The organism is Psychrobacter sp. GP33, assembly GCF_014119005.1.
Taxonomy (GTDB): Bacteria; Pseudomonadota; Gammaproteobacteria; order Pseudomonadales; family Moraxellaceae; genus Psychrobacter.
In genome coordinates this window covers 421,578-439,096 of record NZ_JACGYX010000001.1, presented here as the reverse complement: position 1 = coordinate 439,096, position 17,519 = coordinate 421,578, and the positions used below count along the sequence as shown (strand labels likewise).

At 41.7% G+C, this 17,519-nt stretch carries 11 protein-coding genes; 7 read left to right on the top strand and 4 right to left on the bottom strand.

The features are described from left to right. Nucleotides 1–199: 199 nt before the first annotated feature. From H2245_RS01865 to H2245_RS01850, 4 genes are all read left to right on the top strand, one after another. A complete protein-coding gene (locus H2245_RS01865) occupies nucleotides 200–2,659 on the top strand; it encodes a triacylglycerol lipase (RefSeq protein ID WP_220464345.1) in 2,460 nt (819 codons plus the stop codon). Nucleotides 2,660–3,347: 688 nt separating this feature from the next. Next, nucleotides 3,348–4,871, top strand: coding sequence for a cytochrome ubiquinol oxidase subunit I (locus tag H2245_RS01860; protein ID WP_182405428.1), 1,524 nt, complete (start codon nucleotides 3,348–3,350; stop codon nucleotides 4,869–4,871). Further along, on the top strand, nucleotides 4,871–5,887 hold the full coding sequence (gene cydB, locus H2245_RS01855; RefSeq protein WP_182405426.1) for a cytochrome d ubiquinol oxidase subunit II: 1,017 nt from the start codon (nucleotides 4,871–4,873) through the stop codon (nucleotides 5,885–5,887). The genes H2245_RS01860 and cydB overlap by 1 nt, the downstream gene beginning before the upstream one ends. 36 nt (nucleotides 5,888–5,923) lie before the next feature. Further along, nucleotides 5,924–6,040: a DUF2474 domain-containing protein gene (locus H2245_RS01850; protein ID WP_182405424.1), complete on the top strand. Its 117-nt coding sequence runs from the start codon at nucleotides 5,924–5,926 to the stop codon at nucleotides 6,038–6,040. Between the two features lie 132 nt (nucleotides 6,041–6,172). Here H2245_RS01850 and murU read toward each other — a convergent pair whose 3' ends face one another. Beyond that, the gene (gene murU / locus H2245_RS01845) at nucleotides 6,173–6,901 is read right to left on the bottom strand and encodes an N-acetylmuramate alpha-1-phosphate uridylyltransferase MurU (protein ID WP_182405421.1); all 729 of its coding nucleotides are present in this window, start codon (nucleotides 6,899–6,901) and stop codon (nucleotides 6,173–6,175) included. Nucleotides 6,902–6,955: 54 nt separating this feature from the next. Then, complete coding sequence (locus H2245_RS01840) at nucleotides 6,956–8,089, bottom strand: aminoglycoside phosphotransferase family protein (protein WP_182405419.1); 1,134 nt, start codon at nucleotides 8,087–8,089, stop codon at nucleotides 6,956–6,958. 587 nt (nucleotides 8,090–8,676) lie between these two features. Between H2245_RS01840 and H2245_RS01835 the strand changes: the two genes are divergently transcribed. Next, complete coding sequence (locus tag H2245_RS01835; RefSeq protein ID WP_182405417.1) at nucleotides 8,677–11,802, top strand: LPS-assembly protein LptD; 3,126 nt, start codon at nucleotides 8,677–8,679, stop codon at nucleotides 11,800–11,802. A gap of 231 nt (nucleotides 11,803–12,033) precedes the next feature. Next, nucleotides 12,034–13,512 (top strand): peptidylprolyl isomerase, encoded by a 1,479-nt coding sequence (locus H2245_RS01830; RefSeq protein ID WP_182405415.1) that lies wholly within the window; start codon nucleotides 12,034–12,036, stop codon nucleotides 13,510–13,512. A gap of 495 nt (nucleotides 13,513–14,007) precedes the next feature. Here the strand turns inward: H2245_RS01830 and H2245_RS01825 are convergent, their stop codons facing one another. Continuing rightward, nucleotides 14,008–15,135 carry an endonuclease/exonuclease/phosphatase family protein gene (locus tag H2245_RS01825; protein WP_182405413.1) on the bottom strand — a complete coding sequence of 376 codons (1,128 nt, stop codon included), beginning with the start codon at nucleotides 15,133–15,135 and terminating at the stop codon, nucleotides 14,008–14,010. Nucleotides 15,136–15,495: 360 nt separating this feature from the next. Between H2245_RS01825 and asd the strand changes: the two genes are divergently transcribed. Next, nucleotides 15,496–16,629 carry an aspartate-semialdehyde dehydrogenase gene (gene asd, locus H2245_RS01820; protein WP_182405411.1) on the top strand — a complete coding sequence of 378 codons (1,134 nt, stop codon included), beginning with the start codon at nucleotides 15,496–15,498 and terminating at the stop codon, nucleotides 16,627–16,629. A 97-nt stretch (nucleotides 16,630–16,726) separates the two neighbouring features. Here asd and H2245_RS01815 read toward each other — a convergent pair whose 3' ends face one another. Then, nucleotides 16,727–17,329, bottom strand: a complete 603-nt coding sequence (locus tag H2245_RS01815; protein ID WP_259365035.1) for a heme-binding protein — start codon at nucleotides 17,327–17,329, stop codon at nucleotides 16,727–16,729. Between the last annotated feature and the right edge of the window lie 190 nt (nucleotides 17,330–17,519).

The window sequence follows — 17,519 nt, the reverse complement described above, 5'->3', positions numbered from 1 at the left end:
ACATAACGTTAAGACTAAATAGTGTTAACGCTAAGCAAAAACACCATGTAAGCGCCATTTTTTTTTGAGGTAATATATACTCATAAAACGATGGCGCTTTTTTGTATTTACTCTTTTTTATACCTGCTTTTTTAAAATTTAGATGTTTTTAGGTTTAAACTATTCTATCTCCTCTTTACTACCCTTTATTGAGACTCTTATGGCATCTGTCCGCCGTGTCACAACTATAATTGCAGCTACCTCTACTAAGCCAAATATAATTATTGCTATGCTCTTAATCGTAGCAATGGCTTTAGTGTTGTCTGCTTGTAGTACGGTCTCTGTGAATAAGCAAGCCTCTTCAAAAACCATCGCGGCTCAGCGCGGTAACATTGTCACTGGGAACTCGCTCAGTAGTGATACGGCATCGACATTGTTATCAGCAGGTCTTAATGAGCAAGCCTGTTTGCAGCAATTTGATTTATGCTTAGATCAGCTTACTGATAGTATGCTCAATAAGCATTACCGCTCGGCACTCGCTATTTTTGCTGAGCTGCATTATGCCAAAGCCAAGCAATTAGCGATCACGCCGCACTGCCGTGATGCACTGGCGCGTCCACCGATTGACCCTTATTACGCCAACGCCAGTTTAACTCAAACTCAAACTGAGACTCAGCGGCAAAATACGGAAGTATGTATTAATGCTTATCAAGCGCGATTGTTTGATGCGATTAAATCCAGCTATACCTATTTATTCTATGATCGATTGGACCACGATTTTGATGGCGCTGAGGCAAAAGAAGCCAGAAGTCAGAAGCCAAATCGCATTCCTAATGACCTTGATATTCAAACTCAAGATATTTATAACGCTGCCAGTAATGATGTCATTACTCAGTTATATGAATCCAAAGACAATAATAATAAAATGCTGGGCAAAACTGCAAATATAAAGGTGGCGTATTTGCCGCCTGTCAAGACGCTAGATAACAGTGCTCAGGCTACGATTGCTAATGAGACCGCACTGCGTGGTAAGCCTACTGATCAAATCAAAGTCATGACCATGGAAGTGTACAATTATCAGCTCAATATACATTTACCCAATGAAAACAACTATTTACAAAACGCACAAAAACAAGCGTCAGCCTTAGACGATTTGGTCTCAACCTATGATCTGCGATTATCAGGGCTAAACTCTATTAGTAAACGTCCTGGTCTTGGGGTCAGTTTGGTCGCCTCACTTGACGATCGCTATACCACGACCATACGGCAATTATTGGTGTCGTCACTGTCAGGCAAATTATCTAAAGCTGCAAGCAATGGCAGTATGGATGATAGCGAGACCACCGCCCGCATTTATCCAACCGGGCATTTATTAATGACTGGCTTGATTATCCCTGACGGTGAAAGCGTACTTGATGTGCTTGGCAGTCGGCAGCTTGATATTCACCTTTATAATCCTTACCGTAGTGAAAGCGTGAATATTTTAGGTGATAATTATCAATTGGCTGCTAATTTTTCGGCTGGATACGGGCTCTGGCTGGCAGAAAATCAGCTCGATGGAGTCGGTTATTTAAATTTATTAACGCGCCGGCAAGAAGCCAGCTTACCGAAACTATTTATGCTTGAACCTTATGACCCCAATAAGCGCGTACTGATTATGATACATGGTCTCGCCTCTAGCCCGGCAACGTGGGTTAACTTGACCAACGATATTTTTAATGACGATAAGCTGCGTGACAATTATCAAGTGTGGCAAATATTTTATCCCACCAATTTGCCAATTTTAGAAAATCGATATCAAATTCAAAAATTACTGACCGCAACCTATCAGCAAACCGACCCGAGTGGACAAAATCGCGCCAGCAAAAACAGTGTGATTATCAGTCATAGTATGGGCGCTATCATTACGCGCATGATGCTCTCTGATGATAATTTAGCCAATAAACTAAGTGTGCTTGAGGACAAGGATTTATTCACCAATGCCAGTAAGCGCGAAATTGCTAGAAGCCTTACCCAAGCGTTTGGTAATGATGAGCTGAGTATGCGTTTTAAATTGCAAACCTTGCCACAAGTCGATACCGCCGTATTTTTATCCGCGCCCTTTCGAGGTACGGATTATGCGGATCGTTGGTTTACTCGTGCTATTCGTCGCGTCATCTATTTACCACTAAGTGTGATTAAAACCGTTACGGATAATTTGGCAACCATTGCCACTCAAGGTGACTTGGCAAACAATCCGTTAGGCGCGTTGTATCTGCAAAATGGCGCCAGTCAATTAAGCAATAAATCTTCTTTTATTCAGCTTACTAAAGATATTAATATTAATAAGCGCATTACTTTTCATTCCATTATTGCTAATAATGACTCAGATATCACCAAAGGTTTGGCACAAATGCAGCCAAATGGCGCAAAGATTGATTTGTCCAAAGCATTAGAAGTAGATAACAAAGATAATGAAAATGAGCCACTCGTTGCAGCAGTGACGGTGAATGAAGATATCAGTCAAGCGCTCACTGAACGACTATCAGATGGCATCGTCCCTTATACCAGCGCCCACCTTGATGGTGCAGCGTCAGAAACGATTATTAGCGGCGGTCATAGTATCCAAGCCAATCCACAAACCATTCTTACTTTACGTCGCATTTTACATAAACAGCTGCAACAACAAATCTTACCTTAATTTAATCTCGTCAATAACCCACACTCCTCCATAAATTAACCTTATCCCTCTTTTGTGACGACATATTTCATTACAGAAAAGGAATAAGGTTATAGGTCATAGATGCAAGTTACAAACACTCGCAAAACCAAACATCTCTAAACAAATAAGCCTTACAAGGATATTACAATAATATATACCAGTCACAAACATAAATTTATAAGCAAATCGCACGTTAAAAATTGTTTTAAAACTGTAATGTATCTTAATAATAAAGACTGAATTTTAACAAAAACATGATAATAACCGTCCTTTACGATTAGTAAACAAAATTAAACAATAACATTGCTATGAGTAAATACTTATCGTTAATTTTAAACATCAATGAATTAAAATTATGACTGATAGGTATGAATTGTTTATTAGAGTCAGCTTGCGTGTGTACATAGGGTGGCGCATAATATATTGACTTCTGATTGAAGCCTATTTTAATTTTATAAATAAATGTTTGATGGTTTATATGGATATAAATTATTCAATTTAGCTAAATAGTCGTTCAACCAATTGCCTTTAGCTAACCCACATTTACAGCTAAATAACTGGCTATTGACCGTAGCCTATTGCCTTGATTGATTGGCAGTTACGGACAGTTACCTGAGCGTATCATGGAGTATAGCGCCAGTCAGCTAACAGATAAGGGTAACCGCTTATGTTCGCTACGTTTATGATTGACCAGCTTGATGCGCTGATGCTTGCGCGTATCCAGTTCGCTTTTGTTATCTCATGGCATATTGTCTTTCCCGCCTTTTCTATCGGACTTGCCAGCTTTCTAACCGTATTAGAGTTTCGCTGGCTTAAAACCGGCGAGCCTATATATGCCGAAGTGTATAAACATTGGGTAAAAATATTTGCCGTGGTGTTTGGAATGGGCGTGGTATCAGGTGTGGTAATGTCCTACCAATTCGGCACCAACTGGGCAGTATTCTCCGATAAAGCGGGGAACGTATTAGGTCCACTTCTCGCCTATGAAGTATTGACAGCCTTCTTCTTAGAAGCGTCATTTTTAGGTATCATGCTCTTTGGTTGGGGACGCGTTAGCAAGCGTATGCACCTTGCCGCGACAGCGATTGTTGCGGTTGGTACGCTCATATCAGGTTTTTGGATTCTAGCGGCTAACAGTTTTATGCAAACGCCACAGGGCTTTATGGTTGGCGCTGATGGTCTGCTTTATCCAACCAATTGGTTAGAAATTATCTTTAACCCATCATTCCCTTACCGCTATGCGCATATGATGACAGCAGCATTTTTAACGACTGCCTTTGTTATCGGTGGTATAGGTGCTTATTACCTTCAGTCCAAAAAACATGTCGAACACCGCAAACATGGTCGCGTTATGTTAGGTATGGCAATGGTGATGGCAATTTTTGTCGCGCCAGCACAAGTACTGATTGGCGATATGCATGGACTTAATACGCTAGAGCATCAGCCTGTCAAAGTCGCAGCGATGGAAGGGCTTTGGGAAAACGAACGCGGTGCGCCATTAGTCTTATTTGGCATTCCAGACCAAAAAGCGGAAAAGAACCACTTTGAAATTAAAATACCTTATGTATCAGGTTTAATTTTAACCCACTCATTTGATAAAGAAGTGAAAGGGCTTAAAAACTGGGCACCAGAAGATCGACCATTCGTTCCCATTGTCTTTTGGGCGTTTCGTATCATGGTTGCTATTGGTATGCTCATGGTATTGGTTGGACTATTCAGTCTGTATAAATACTTTAAAAAACAGCAATTTAATTCTGATAGTGTTTGGTTTCACCGCTTGTGGATGATGATGACACCTATGGGTTTTATCGCCCTGCTTGCCGGTTGGTTCGTCACTGAAACAGGACGACAGCCGTGGACGGTTTATGGCGTGATTCGAACGGCTGAAAGCATGTCTCCAGTTGCCGCCCAACAAGTCGCAACGACACTGATTGGCTTTATCGTATTATATGTTTTTGTATTTGGCGCAGGCAGTTTTTATATCCTAAGCTTGATTGCTAAAGGTCCACAGCCCTATGAAAACCCTGCTGATGATAATTTCTATGAGCACTCGATCACTGAAGGTCAAGGTCGCACGCTAAGTGGTGATAGCAATCCAAATGAGAATATGGAACAAAACTCAGCTGAAGACAATTCAACACAAGATCTTGATAAACCTGCCAATGACGTCGAAGATGGAGGTTTGCGCTAATGTTTAACTTTGGTCATATATTAGATTTACCCCTCATTTGGGGTGGCTTAATCGCCTTATCCGTCTTCGTCTATGTATTACTTGATGGCTTTGATTTGGGATGCGGTATTTTGTTCCCCTTTGCAGGCTCGGACAAAAACCGTAGTCGCATGATGAACTCTATCGCTCCTTTCTGGGATGGCAATGAGACGTGGCTGGTCTTGGGCGGTGGCGGCTTATTCGCCGCTTTCCCCGTGGCTTATGGCATTATTATGACTGGGCTGTATCTGCCAGTTACCTTTATGCTGTTTGGTCTCATTATGCGCGGCGTGGCATTTGAGTTCCGTTTCAAATCATCATCGCGCCGTTATGTTTGGGATACCTTCTTTTTTATCGGCTCGGTGGTCGCTACTTTTTTCCAAGGCATTATGCTAGGCGCTTTGGTACAAGGACTTGAGGCGAGCAATCGCTTATACAGTGGCGGTCCTTTTGACTGGCTCACGCCATTCTCTGTGGTTTGTGGTATTGCCCTGATTATCGGTTATGCACTACTTGGCTCAACGTGGTTGATTATTAAGACTGAGCATAAATTACAAGTTTGGGCACGTAAAGTTTCTGGTTGGATGCTGTCAGCGCTGGTAGTAGCGATGATTGTGGTCACTGCCTTTATGTATTTCTCAGATATTAATGCGCTGGAAGGCTGGTTTAGTTTCCCAGGGTTATTGTACCTTGCACCGATGCCAATTATTGTCGTGGCATTATTTTTCTTGATGCGTAAAGACTTAAGTGGCGAGCGTGAATATCGTCCGTTTTTGTTGACTGTCGCGTTATTCTTGATGGGTTATATTGGTGTGTGTTTTGCATTATTCCCGTATATTGTGCCGTATCAAATGACGATTTATGAAGCAGCAGCAGCGGATACTTCGCTATCATTTATGTTGATTGGCGCAGGCATTATGCTACCAATTATTTTGAGCTATACCGCATTTGCCTATTATACGTTTAAAGGTAAAACTGATCATGAGCATATGTATTAAGAAGTATTTTAAATCCTAAGTTTTCAGGAGAAAGATATGAGAAACCTTAGTAAAAAACAATCGCAATGGGCATGGTTTATTGGCTTATATATCGCGGGTTTTTTGACAATCTTTACCATTGCGCAGCTGATTAAATTGGCAATGGGCGTATAAGTATTTATCTCGCTAGCTATTATTAAAAAAACCGCAGTCCTAATCTTATTAGCGCTGCGGTTTTTTATTGGTGTTTATTATTACTATATTTTTAAATAACGACATAACTTATTATGAACCAAGTATTATAAATTACGCACCGCGATGAATACCTACACCTTTATTTTTTATAAAGCTATTTACTTGTTCCAGACGCTCAGGCGTTCCTACATCAATCCAATTATCCGTTATGACTTCTGCGGTCACTTGAAATTTTAACATCGCCTGCTTGAGTAAAGGCGCTAAAGCAGCAGCCTGTCCTGTTACCAATCCATCAACCAGCCGCGGCGACATAACACTAATACCAGCAAAGGTATATTTACCAGCATCACCAATCGCTTGCTCGCCTGCCAAACCATTATTAACGGCAAAGTCGCCACTATTATTGTGCTCGGGATTATCAATTAATAATAAATGTGCACGCTGGTCTGCGCCTAGCTTATAAGTGGTTAGCTTAGTAAAATCAAACATCGTCCACACGTCAGAGTTGACCAAAATAAATGGCGCATCTTGCAATTTTCTGGTTTGTAGCGCTTGAAAAATACCACCAGCTGTCTCTAACGGCTCATCTTCTTCAAGCGACCAATGCAACTGTACGCCAAACTGTGAGCCATCGCCTAGCGTATCTATTAACTTATCAGCCAGCCAAGAGGCATTGATCGTAATATCAGTAATACCAGCGGCTTCGAGCGCTTTAATATGCCAAACGATAAGCGGCTGACCACCCACTTCCACCAATGGTTTTGGCGTTTCAAGGGTCAATGGACGCAGTCGCGTGCCCTTACCTGCTGCCAAAATCATAGCTTGTGTTATTACCGACATGGATATTCCTTAGTTTTAACGACATTCATACGAGGCTAATGTTTATCAATAGTATTAAATATATTGTTGCACAAATTTGGTTTGATAAGCAGGCAATACATTATCTCTTACCCATTCATTAAATAGCAATACAGCTTGTTGCAGGCACGCATTGCCTTGCGTGTTTATTTGACTGCTTAGCCAATCTAACTCAAACAGAAAGTCACGCATGACTTTAGGAATATCAGCTAGATAGCGGTTTTTACCATCGCGCTTATAAAGCCTGATAAAAATACCGAGCACTTTCAGATGTCGCTGAACGCCCATAATATTGACCTGACTTTCAAATTGCTTAGCACTGTCTGTCGTTATTAGTCCAGCTTGTTTTTGCAACTGCCAAAAGTCATGAATCCACTGCATGACTTTTGGCTCTGGCCATTCAACATAAGCATCACGCAGCAGTGATACCAAATCATAACTGTGCGCGCCAATCACCGCATCTTGAAAATCAATCACCCCTAAACGCGCATTGTCTGCCTGATCCTGCATAAGATTGCGGCTATGATAATCACGATGAACGATGACTTGCGGTTGTAATAAAATTTCCTCTATCAAGGCTGATTTTAGATTTTCCCACAAGCTTGTATCAAGTGTCACGCCAATATGCGGAATAAACCACTCGCTAAATAAGTCCATTTCACGGTTGAGCATCGCGGCATCATAATCAGGCAGTTGATACTGAGATCTTGCTGTCTCTACCGGTATTTGTTGTAGCGCAACTAAGGTCTCCATCGCTGATTGATAGTACTCATTTACTTGCGCTGGAGTAGCACCAACCAATAAATGAGCAAACTCTACTGCACCAAAATCTTGCAATACTAAAAAGCCTTTTTCAATATCTTGGGCGATAAGTTCTGGTACATTTATCGCTTGCGACATCAGCTTTGCCACAGTGATAAACTGCTGCATCGCGTCTTGCTCGTCAGCTGAATCCATGACAATATAACGCGCTGTTTTTGTCACCTCATCTGTATGGTTACCTACTAATTGAATACGGTGGTAACGACGAGCACTAGCGTCGCCCGGTAAACTCTCAAGGGTGAATGGTTGATCCACAAAAATTTGCGCTAACCAACTTTGTAATTGTTGCTCACGCAGGTCAGTAAAGTCGGTAGTTACGTCAGGCGCTGGTAAGGTTTGATCAGTCATAGGAGGCATCGCAAAAGAGAAAAGAAAGGTCAATCACTAAAAAGATAATAAATTGAACAAATACTTGGTAAAATAGCCCATCATGCCAGTAGTTTGGTATTTTTTATTCATCTGATACCCTATTAAAGCTTGGCTTATAGAGATAAAGGGATACAAACGCACTGCTTAGTGATAAATTTTATTGAATAGTGTAGCTGATTTGACTTTTTTTGACTATGATAAGTCATTACTAGTGGTCAGATAACTCCCTTTTTAGGCGCTCATGCCTATTTAGAGTCAATGTATTATCGATTAACATCTTGCCAGCTTTGTGTGAGTATGTCTTATTAAGCTATGTAAACATAGTGCTTAATAAGGTTAGATATCAGTATTATATTAAGATAAGCAGATGAATGTTCTTTTTCATCGCAAAGTTATTAACCAGCATTTAAAAGTAATAGTCAGTTATTATTATTTTCCAGATTATGCTCGTACGCTTGCGGTTTGGTATCATTGTTTTGCTATTATCACGTTTATGTATTGTCATAATAGTGCATGAAGCAAGCTCCCAACGCATTTTATTAGGCTCTGCAATCATAGGTGTGCCCTTGTTATATTCTCCGCTTTACCAAAGCATCCGTTTGATTTTATTTGGTGCCTTAAGCTTGACTGGCGTCACAGCAATCAGTGCCCAAGCCAGCATCGACATAAAAACGAGCCAGTCGGTTATAACGCCCAGTAAGGGTGTAGCAAAAAGTAAAGCTGCTGCCGTTCAGCCTAATACGTCTCAAGCCAGCCTCCCCTTAACAGCCGTTAAGAATGAGGACAATAGTGGTGCTGCTAATTTTGATACTAACTTTGAATCCAACGTTAGCTCTGAAATTGATAATGATATGACTTCAGAGAATATTACTGCTATTAATGAGCGAGATGAAGATAATGCTGAACCGCTTTTAAACACGAATAATACTGCTAACTCAACTCCTGATAATAAAATAGCGACTCGCCAGAATATAGTTGACAACGTCACTCCAAAACTACTATCTGCCAATAATGACAACCAAACCAAGCGTAGAAAAACGCGATTGGCACAAGGGGCAGCATCCGATCCTGCGATTGATAATACCCGAATTGATGTTAGCGATCAGAGTATCCAAGAAAGCCTGACGCGCTTAGCAGAATTTTATGATTTAAAACCAAATAAAAATGACACTGGTAACGGTCAACAAGAGGCTAGTAATAGCAACACTAACAATAATTTAAATAATGCACAGACTATTCCAAAGACAGGTACTACTTTAAACCTACTACCTAAATTTACAGCCAGCTCGATAGATAGCGCCCAGCGCTGTGAGGGTCAATGGATTTATCCTAACAGTAATCCTAATTATCAGCGTGCCATTAACGAGAACGGACAACCTGCCCCCACTCTAAACGGCATTCCTAATAATCAAGCACCTCTATTTGCGGAGTCAGATTACGGCTATTATGATAATGTTGATTATGCCGAGCTGTCCGGTAACGTAATTATTGACCAAGGCTCTCAGCACATTGAAGCGGAGAAAATTGTTTTAGATCTCACAACTGGCGTTGCTGGTGCGCAAGGTAAAGTCCTATTTACCAATCAAGCGGTTGATAATAATACCAATGGCAACTTAAATAGCAGATTAAATACCAACCAAGATGCACGCGGTAGTCGCAATACATCACTCGCTGAAAAGACCTCACAAGGCGGTTTAATTGGCGTCGCCGACAGTCTAGCTTATAGTACAGAGACGGGGCAATCGACTGCTTATGGCGTGGCTTTTGCGAGCGTGCCATTACAAGCGCACGGCTATGCTAAACGTCTAAATCGCCCTAACGAAAGCCAATACGAGCTGGACAATGTGATGTTTAGCACTTGTCCGCCCACAGATCGTAAATGGCAATTAGAAGCCAAAAGTATCGACTTAGATACCGATACTGGCCGTGGCAAAGCCTACGATACCACCTTTCGTATTGCCGATATTCCCGTCTTTTACCTGCCCTATTTTAACTTCCCGATCGACAGTCGTCGCAGCAGCGGATTTTTGTTACCCAGTGCCAGTATCGGTAGTGAAAGTGGGCTTGAAGTCGACATTCCCTATTACCTAAATTTAGCGCCCAACTACGATGCGACGATTAACACTCACATTTATACCAATCGTAATCCGATGCTATCCGGTGAGTTCCGCTATTTAACCGAAAACTACGGTGAAGGCATTTTTAATGGCTCGTATTTGCCAAGCGATAAAGAGTATGATGGCGAAAATCGTAGCAGCTTCTTTTATGATCATTACTGGGCTTCTAAGAGTATTCCGCGCCTGAGTGGCGATGCAAAATACAGCTATGTCTCCGACTCTGATTATCTAAATGATTTTGATACGTTGGGGTTATCTGATAATACTTTAAACCTGCCTCGTCGCGCCCGTCTAAGTTATTATAATGACTATGTCGATGGTGAGCTAAAAGTAGAAACATTCCAGACCCTTGATGCCTTTACCAATGAAGGAGATGCCCTTCAAGACAAAGACAAGCCCTATTCACGTTTGCCGCAGCTAACTTTAAATTATCGTCTACCGTGGGCAGAGAAATTCGATATTACGGGTGTTCATGATTCAGCTTACTTTAAAAAGTCTATCGATGATGGCTCAGAAGATGAAAAAAGTGGCATACGAGTTTATAATAAGCTAAGCGCCGCATACCCTATAGAATCAGCGTGGGGTTATGTTAAACCTACTCTGAGTCTCCAGCATTTATATACCTCGTATGACCAAGACAGCTTAGAGGACAATGAGCTGAATAAAGAAGATGGCAATCAATCTGTATTTGTACCACAAGCCAGTATTGATGCCGGTTTGTACTTCTACCGTCCCGGCTCGCCGTTTGGCGCGTTTGATGACACAATGGGTGGTTATCAGCTGCTTAGCCCGCGCTTAAAATATACCTATTCACCTTACGAAGACCAAAACGATATCCCTAACTTTAACACCCGTATTGCTTCTATTAACTATGAGCAGCTATTTTCGGACAGCTGGTTCTTAGGTCATGATCGCCTGCAAGATTTGCATGCCTTTACCCCAGGGATTAACTATCGTTACATCGACGCAACGGGCGTGACACGTTTCGATGGTAGCATTGCAGAGCAATTTTATATCAATGATGGACGCGTTACCTTAGAAGACCAAAAGCCAGTCTTTAATTCCTCTTCTTCTGGCATGGTATGGAACGCCAGCGCACAACCTTATAACAACGTCTGGGTCGATGTGAGTGGTGCCTTTAATAATAGTTATGATTTAAACTTTATTACTACTGAGCTGCGCTATCAGCCCTCAGAAAACAGTTTATTTAACGTGGGCTTTGTCAAACGCCAGCTGGATGATAATACCAATCAGTTGCCACTATCCGCACTGACTGCATCCGCTATTTTCCCAGTCAATAATAATTGGCGGGTACTGGCGCAAGGGCAATATGATTACCGCGATAACAAGGTACTCGACTCATTGGTCGGTATTGATTATGAAGATTGCTGCTTTGGCTTTGCGGTTTACGGTCGCCGTTATTACAATGACTTAAATGTGAATGACAAACCGACCCAAGCGATTATGGCAGAAATTAGACTCAATGGCTTAGGCAGTGGCAGCAGTCGGTTAACGCGTTTACTGTCAGATAAAGTATTGGGTTTTGAGCCGGTACAAACCGCATGGAAAGACTAACAAGCAGATTGATGGTTTTGTTAAAACATATCGCGATTAGAAAAACCATATGCATATGACTGGCAAAATCTTCGATTACTTTTAAAATTATATATAGCTTTTTTCCAAACATTTTGCGTGAATAGCGCTAATGAACATTTACATCACCATATTATGCACAATATTATTTTGAGTTCGGTGAGTTTGGTTGATTACCCGACACCCGAAGCAATGATATTGATGAGGAGCATCATGAGATTTTTTTCTTTACACCAGACCCATCGTGCTGTACTTGTTGCCATTGGCATGAGCACAGGTCTTGTTTTTAGCGCTAGCGCCAATGCGGCCACGGTTAAACAGCCTGCTAAGGTTGCTGTTGCAAAACCTAGTACCACAAAGAGTAATCAAAAAACCGTCACTCAAAACACAAGCCCTCAAAGTAAAACAGATGTGCAAAGTACAAATGCTCAAAGTGCGAGTAGCAGCCCAACGTCTGTCAATAGTAGTGACGGCATTCTGGCGTTAGTCAATGACAATGCGATTTTAAAAAGTGACTTGATGGATGCGATTTCCCAAACTCAAGCACGTGCCCAAGCCGCTGGGCAACCGTTAAGCAACTCGCCCCAGTTGCAGTCGGAAGTATTGAACTCACTTATTTTACGCGAGCTGCAGTTATCACTTATCAATCGCATGGGACTAAAACCTGATGAAGCGGCGATCAATCAGCGTCTAGCACAGATTGCACAAGCGCAAGGGCTGAATAGTATTACTGCCCTACAACAACGTTTAGATAGCAATAAAGCCGGTAGTTATGCTACCTTTCGTGCTCAGCTGATCGAAGATGCTGCTATTCAGGCCTTGCAGCAGCGTCAAATTTCCAATCGTGTACGTATCAGCGAGCAAGATATTGATGCCTTTTTAGCCTCACCTGAAGCCAAACGCCTGAACCAAACTGAATATCAAACCATTCACGTGCGCGTGCCGTACATTGATGATTACAGTCGTCTGTCTGATGCCCAGCGCGCGACGGCATTAAAAGTTGCCCAGAATCTACGTACAAAACTGCAAGCGGATAATGTGGATGTGGCCGCAGCGATTGCCAGTGTGCAAGGTAGTTATCCTATCGAATTGCAAGGTGGGGATATGGGCTTTCATAAAGCTTCAGCGTTACCGACAGAGCTTGCCAGTGAGATAACTAAGCTTGCGGTTGGTGGCGTCAGCGCCCCACTCGTGACGCCTGAAGGTATTGATATCGTCAAGCTTGCTAATAAAAAATCAAGCGATACCACCATTGTACCGCAGTGGCATACCCGTCATATTTTGATTAAAGTCGATGAGCTACAAACTGACGCCCTTGCTGAACAAAAAATCAATGATTTGTACAGTCAGTTACGCCAAGGTGCTGACTTTGCTGGGCTTGCAGCCACGTATTCAGATGATCCAGGCTCAGCAGGACGTGGTGGCGATTTAGATTGGGTCAGCGAAGCGGACATGATAGGACCGTTTGAAGCGATGATGAAAAAGACTGCGGTTGGTGATTACTCAGCGCCCTTTAAAACTCAATTTGGCTGGCATATTCTTAAGGTTGAGGGCACGCGTCAACATGATGTGAGTGAGCAAGCTCGCCGTACTATGGCAAGACAAGCTCTATATCAGCGCCTAGCTCCGCAAGCACAAGAAGACTGGCTGCAAGAATTGCGTGCTGGCGCTTATATTCAAGTGTTTGAGTAACAACTAAAGTAGCTAAATAGCGTTATATAGTCTTAAATAAAAACTGGGCACATACATAGTATGTGCCCAGTTTTTATTTAATGTCATCTGGGAAAATCAGTTTTTATAAAGAATGTTAGTCCTTACTTATTACCATTATTATTCTTACTAACAATTTTGTATTAGTAATAGATACAAAATAAGAAGCCCGAACCTAGGGCGATTGGTTCGGGCTTTGAGGCTACATATTATTATTGTTGTTGTTCTTCTTCTATCTTCCATGATGACTTATCTTAAGTCATAAAACGTGTTCCTATAAACTTAGATTAATCTCTGCTCATAGGACTACATTCTCAACACTGCTTCCATGTATATCCTTGTGCTGATGATGGTATTATAGGACAAACCGAAGTTCAGTAATAGAGGTTAAAAGCTCTATTTATTGTACGCTTTTGCTTACAAATATTAGAACGCTATTTTATTCATTATGAACTATAACGTACAATCGATTTATTATTAGCAGCTTTTTTCTTCTTCCAGATGTTCTTTTGAGACTTTATAACCTTCCTTTTTACCTTCAGCTATCTTATTTTCTGTCTCTTTAATATCTCCCGCCTCCATGGTGGGCGCATTCTGTTTTTGTTCACTGGTTTTTTCTGGCTCGTATTGTAAAGTCGTCAGCACTGGAAAGTGGTCAGAGCCAATAGAAGGCAAGCGCTTCATATCTACAAGGGTAAAACAAGCGCTATGAAAAATATGATCAAGCGCCCAGCGCAAAAAAGGATAATCAACATGAAAGGTATTGATGAAGTGCCGACCTATACGTGGATCGAGTAATCCTGAGATACGCTGAAAGCGGCGCGTGGTCTTTGACCATGCCACATCGTTTAAATCACCTGCTAGTATCGCTTTTTGATTGTGCTCTTTAATATGTCGACCAACCATTAAAAGTTCAGCATCGCGCGTAGTCGATTTATCGGCTTCTGTTGGGCTTGGTGGCATCGGATGTAAGCAGTATAACCAGATAACAGAGTCATTTCTTAATCGCAGTTGCGTATGAATTGAGGGAATATCATCAATCATCAAATATTTAACTTCGGGATCAATAAGTTCAAGCTTAGAGTAGAGATGCATACCATATAAATTATCGAGTGGTACTTTAACCATATAGGGATAATCAGGTTCAATGACGCTAAGTGCATGTTGCCATTTTTTATCTGTTTCAAGGGTAATTAGAATGTCTGGTTGCTCTTTATTGACCAAATCAACCAACTTTTGGGTCTGGTTATTTGGGCCTAAAACATTTGAGACCATAATTTTAAGTTGATCGTCGCTGCTAGTCGCGGTGATACGGGCTTTTTCTACTTCCTTTTTCCAGAGTATTGTATAAGGTAGTACCATGCGCAGCTGAAAGAGTAAGGTAATGCTAAGTGCTATGAATAATAGCCATTGAGTCAACTGCCATTCGGCACCAAACAGCAGCATGCCTATCCAGGCAATAATCCCCAGTACTAAAATTTGGATACGAGGGAATTCAACGCCGCGTACCCACCAATTATCAAGTGGCAACCAACCCCAGGCCGTCAAAAAAGCTACCAGTCCTGCAAGCAGCTGTACGCCATAATATACAAGGGATGAATCCATAAATGTTATTAACCTGTCGTTAAGTAAAAACGGGTGATTGAATGAAGGCGTGGATGTACAATAATAGCAGTAATTATCTGAATACTATAAGCGTATTTTTTTGCACTCACGATAGCTGTTTTGTGAATCCATGCTGATTGCTTTTATTATTCACTATCGTTACTTTTTTCTACCTAATAGTTAGACGTCGTTTTCATCAGTCAGTAGATTTGACTTTATAACTTAAAGTTGGGGTAATATGAGTAATTATTGAGTATTTCCATGCTTAAATAATGCAAAATGCCTTGCTTTTTAGCGTTATTCCCGGCATTGTTATCGGTTGGTATGACAATAAATAACCAAAATTAAGGACAGGGCTTCATGAGTAATTTAACAGTAGGCTTGGTAGGCTGGCGCGGCATGGTTGGGTCAGTACTCATACAACGGATGCGTGAAGAAAATGATTTTGCGGGCATTACCCCCGTATTTTTTTCAACCAGTAATGCCGGCGGTGCTGCACCAAGTTTTGATGGCATTGGTCCAAGCCAATTAAAAGATGCTCATGATATTGAAGCGCTAGCTACTTGCGACGCTATTATCACATGTCAAGGTGGCGACTATACTAAAGAAGTACATCAACCTTTACGTGATAGTGGCTGGACAGGCTACTGGATTGATGCAGCAAGTACGCTACGTATGGAAGATGAGAGTATTATCGTCCTAGACCCTGTCAATCGTAGCGTGATTGATAGCGCACTTGCCGATGGTAAAAAAGACTTCATCGGTGGTAACTGTACGGTCTCTCTCATGCTCATGGCAATCGGTGAGCTGTTCAATAAAGGCTGGGTAGAATGGGTCAGCGCGATGACGTATCAAGCGGCTAGTGGCTCAGGCGCAAACAATATGCGCGAACTGATCAATGGTATGGGTGTGTTGCGTGATGCGGTCAAAGATGAGCTTGCTGATCCCGCTAGTGCCATACTTGAGATTGATAAGAAAATCGCTGAAACGCAACGTTCAGCTGACTTCCCTAAACAGTACTTCGGTGTGCCATTAGCGGGCAGCTTAATCCCTTATATCGACTCACAACTGGAAAACAAGCAGTCACGTGAAGAATGGAAAGGCGGTGTTGAGACCAATAAAATCCTTGGTAATAATGCAGAAAATAACATTGCTATCGACGGTATGTGTGTTCGTGTCGGTGCCATGCGCTGCCATGCTCAGGGCTTAACTATCAAGCTTAAAAAAGATATTCCTTTGGAAGAAATCGAAGCGGCGCTAAAAAATAGCGGTAACCAGTGGTTAGATGTGGTCGAAGACGATAAAGAAGCAACCATGAATCGTTTAACGCCAGTCGCCGTCACCGGTACATTGACCGTTGCCCTAGGACGTCTGCGTAAGCTTAATATGGGCGGTGAGTATTTGGGCGCATTTACCGTTGGCGACCAGCTATTATGGGGTGCAGCTGAACCATTACGCCGGATGCTAAACATCATCCGTGAGCAAAAAAGCTAAGCGATTTTACCTTTTAAGTGATCAATAAAAAAGACAGCAGATGCTGTCTTTTTTTATGGTCGTATTATGATTAATCCATTTTTAATACTAAAAGTATTTATTTTTTCTGATAGGCAATCATAATTTCATTACGACGCATAAAGGGTAACGTCCATGGCGGATTATAACGTGCGAGCTCCGGAACTGCTGTTCCCACTAACTTTTGGCTTTGCATCCATATCTGCAGCTCTTTGGTTTTAGCTTCTACTTTTTGAATGCCAGCCAGCCCTGAGAACTTTATCACGGCATAATTTTTCACTGGTAATTCAGCGATAGTAATATCAGGATTATTGGGTTTAGGTAACGTCTGCATCGTGTAGTTACTTGGCATAATAAACTGAACACGCCACTTATTATCCTCCTGCTTCACCATAACAGGTGCGGTCATGGCGATTTTAGACGCCTCACTTTTCTTAACGTTGGCATCAGCAACTTGAGGCTGCATCATGACAGGCGCGGTCATGCTAATTTTACTGCTGTTACCACTTGCAGCCTTATTATTACCAAAAATATAATCCGCTAAGGTCTTGAACCCCTGACGACTAGCAGCATCTTGATCACCAGTAACCCACGTTTGCGCGACAATTTGCGCATCATAACGACGCAGTTCAAAGTTTTCAGTTTTCACCAATATGGTATAGTTAGGTTCTTCGGTAGCCATAGCAACTCCTGGTATGAATAATAGAAAACTGAGTGATAGATAAATTGCGGTTTTCATACGTTGTCTCCGCAGGCATATGGTACGGTTTGATAGCTAACTTATATTCGGTAACTCATTTATTCACTTTACCAATCAAATGGTCGTAGTGTCTGTGTCTTTTAGTGAGTATTTGCTTTTAAAGGAGGACAAT

What these genes read in the sequence shown, in the direction of transcription:
- H2245_RS01815 (WP_259365035.1), bottom strand. Translation starts at nt 17,329, where the DNA reads ATGGCTACCGAAGAACCTAACTATACCATATTGGTGAAAACTGAAAAC.
- H2245_RS01825 (WP_182405413.1), bottom strand. Translation starts at nt 15,135, where the DNA reads ATGGATTCATCCCTTGTATATTATGGCGTACAGCTGCTTGCAGGACTG.
- cydB (WP_182405426.1), top strand. Translation starts at nt 4,871, where the DNA reads ATGTTTAACTTTGGTCATATATTAGATTTACCCCTCATTTGGGGTGGC.
- H2245_RS01830 (WP_182405415.1), top strand. Translation starts at nt 12,034, where the DNA reads ATGAGATTTTTTTCTTTACACCAGACCCATCGTGCTGTACTTGTTGCC.
- H2245_RS01840 (WP_182405419.1), bottom strand. Translation starts at nt 8,089, where the DNA reads ATGACTGATCAAACCTTACCAGCGCCTGACGTAACTACCGACTTTACT.
- H2245_RS01860 (WP_182405428.1), top strand. Translation starts at nt 3,348, where the DNA reads ATGTTCGCTACGTTTATGATTGACCAGCTTGATGCGCTGATGCTTGCG.
- murU (WP_182405421.1), bottom strand. Translation starts at nt 6,901, where the DNA reads ATGTCGGTAATAACACAAGCTATGATTTTGGCAGCAGGTAAGGGCACG.
- asd (WP_182405411.1), top strand. Translation starts at nt 15,496, where the DNA reads ATGAGTAATTTAACAGTAGGCTTGGTAGGCTGGCGCGGCATGGTTGGG.
- H2245_RS01865 (WP_220464345.1), top strand. Translation starts at nt 200, where the DNA reads ATGGCATCTGTCCGCCGTGTCACAACTATAATTGCAGCTACCTCTACT.
- H2245_RS01850 (WP_182405424.1), top strand. Translation starts at nt 5,924, where the DNA reads ATGAGAAACCTTAGTAAAAAACAATCGCAATGGGCATGGTTTATTGGC.